This is a genomic window from Streptomyces sp. ADMS (genome assembly GCF_033441795.1).
GTDB lineage: Bacteria > Actinomycetota > Actinomycetes > Streptomycetales > Streptomycetaceae > Streptomyces.
In genome coordinates this window covers 1-2,326 of the sequence record NZ_JAVFVX010000275.1, presented here as the reverse complement: position 1 = coordinate 2,326, position 2,326 = coordinate 1, and the positions used below count along the sequence as shown (strand labels likewise).

The 2,326-nt window shown below is 66.0% G+C and carries 3 protein-coding genes; 1 reads left to right on the top strand and 2 read right to left on the bottom strand.

Translation table 11 applies throughout. From position 1 onward, the window contains the following. Positions 1–337: 337 nt before the first annotated feature. Positions 338–886, top strand: coding sequence for a hypothetical protein (locus RB628_RS40295; RefSeq protein ID WP_318325610.1), 549 nt, complete (start codon positions 338–340; stop codon positions 884–886). Positions 887–948: 62 nt separating this feature from the next. Here the strand turns inward: RB628_RS40295 and RB628_RS40290 are convergent, their stop codons facing one another. Further along, positions 949–1,152, bottom strand: coding sequence for a DUF397 domain-containing protein (locus tag RB628_RS40290; RefSeq protein WP_318325609.1), 204 nt, complete (start codon positions 1,150–1,152; stop codon positions 949–951). Between the two features lie 10 nt (positions 1,153–1,162). After that, on the bottom strand, positions 1,163–2,014 hold the full coding sequence (locus tag RB628_RS40285; protein ID WP_318325611.1) for a helix-turn-helix transcriptional regulator: 852 nt from the start codon (positions 2,012–2,014) through the stop codon (positions 1,163–1,165). Between the last annotated feature and the right edge of the window lie 312 nt (positions 2,015–2,326).

Sequence of the window (2,326 nt, the reverse complement as noted above, 5' to 3'; positions counted from 1 at the left end):
CACACCCGACACAGCAACAGCCTGACCGAACCGCTCAACCCCGCTGAATAGCTACATCTGCCGGGCATTCTCCGCCCTGGAGCGGACGTGCCGGAGAGCGGAAAAGTAGCCTTCCGGACGTACGGCCATGCGCTGGAAGAACTGCTTGTTGCCGACCCGTGCGAACCGGCCCGTGGTTCGGCTCGTCAGGCACTGGGACAGAACCTGCCGACGGACAGGCCTACGCTGTGACCTGCGGCTACCGCAGGCTCTGCCGCCTTCGTGCACAGGTGATCGACGGCGGCGGCGCTCACCGCTGCCGGTAGAGCGGGCCGGCCCTTTCGGCGAAGGAGATGTGGTGCTGGGACTGCTGGGCTTCTATGACGAACTCGACAACCGCCCCGGTCGACCGAACGGATCCATCCACGACGCTGTCCAGCCCGTCGGGGAGCCGGACGAGGCGGAGTTGGTGGCCTACCTGGATGCCGGCCACGTGCTCATCGACGTCATGGAAGCGGGCCACGATGTCCTCACCGGGGTTGCACACCGCCGCTCCCCGGGCTGCTCATCGCCGGTCACCGACGGCACCTGGCTCTGGCGCCTGGACTTCCCGCACTACGTGGAGACGCACCACGTCCTGCTCCCCGAGGCATTCGTCCAGCACGTGCGAGGCCTGAACCATCAGATGCCGGCCCTCATTGGCGCGCAGTTCGCCCCTCACTACAACGAGACCATGCCCCTCATCGGCTGGGCCTCGGCCGTCCCATGGCCATTGACCGAGGCCGTGCTCGAACCCGTACCACGAGCAGTGACAGTCAAAGCGGAGTCCGACGCGGCGATGCTGGCCCAGGAGCGAAACCGACCGCACGCCAATTGGACCAAGCCCCGCAAGCCGAGGAGAGGGTGAGGCAACACCGCAGCCGTGGGAATTCATGGTCCGAGGATGCCGTTCCTGGGGACGACGTGAGCTCAGACGGTCGTGTGTGAAGTGTCGGCCTTGAGTGTCTCGACGAACGCGCTGAAGGCTCGGGGCGGGAAGATGAGTGAGCCGTGGGCCGGGTCTTTGGAGTCGCGTACGGCGACGCCAGTGCGCAGGTCCGCTATCTCCACGCAGGCGTTGCCCTCGGCGCCGCCGGAGAAGGTGGACTTCTGCCAGTTCAGGGCCTGAGTCATGGGGTGCGCCTCACAGTTCCTTCGACAGGCGGTGGATGAAGTCCCGGGACGCCGTGGGGTCCAGCGTCGCCGCCTCAACTTTACGGAAGAGTGTGCGAAGCGTCTCCAGTTGGGGTTCCGCGTCGATGAACGCTGTGCCGGTGGCGCCTTCCCGGAGTCCGGTGTCGAGTTGGGGTACCGGACCGCCCATGTACATCATCGAGGCGCCTGCGCCGCCAAAGCCGTCCTGGTCGATGGGGATGACGCGCACGGTCACCTGCCCCTGCTCGACATGGTCCAGGATCTGCCGGAGTTGGGCGGAGCAGACGCGGCGGTCGGCTACGCGAATGCGCAGCGCGAACTCGTGGACGATCACCTCGTACGGGGTGGGGTTGTCACCCTCGATGACAGCGCGTCGCCTCATGCGGAGTTCCACTCGGGGCGTGAGTTCGCTGTCGGGCAACTCCGGGCGCATGTATCCGAAGACGGCTCGGGCGTAGTCCGGGGTCTGGAGAAGTCCGGGTGCGTAGCTGACGACAATTTCACGCAGGTACGTCGCATGGTGCTCCGTCTCGGCCAGGTCCAGGTTTACCGGGGGCAGGACTCCCCGGTAGTCCTCCCACCAGCCTCGTGTGCGGTCGCCGGCCATCGACGCCAGTGATTCGATCAATTCCTGGTTCATGCAGCCGTAGTGGGCTGCCAGTCGACGGATGCGTTCCCCGCTGACGCCCCCGATACCTGCCTCGATCTGGCTCATCTGGGTCGAAGTCGAGTTGAGGAACGCCGCCACTTCGCGGGCTTTCAGTCCCGCGGCTTCGCGCAGCCTGCGCAGTTCTGTCCCCAGGCGCACTTGTCGCGCGGTGGGATGGCTCCTCGGCGGCACAGTTCTCCCGTTCTCAACATCCATGAAGGCGCACCACGTTCGGGTGTCAGGCTACGCCAACAGGTTGCAGCGGAATAAATTCATGCCATACCGTCAGTGACGCGACGCACACGCTGCGGAATCACCGGGACCCCGGAAGCGCACCGCCCCGTCCTGCCATGACGGCTGCGGCATGCCACCGCCCGCACCCTCAGCGGCCGATCAACTCTCCTCCCCAGAAACGGAGTTCACGCATGCCCGAAACCGAAGAGACCGCCCCCGCCGCGAACGAACCCTGGGAGTACGTCCTCCACATCCCCCACGACCTCCGCG

Bases quoted from the DNA above. Each gene is read 5' to 3' on its own strand.
- RB628_RS40290 (WP_318325609.1), bottom strand. From the start codon at position 1,152: ATGACTCAGGCCCTGAACTGGCAGAAGTCCACCTTCTCCGGCGGCGCC.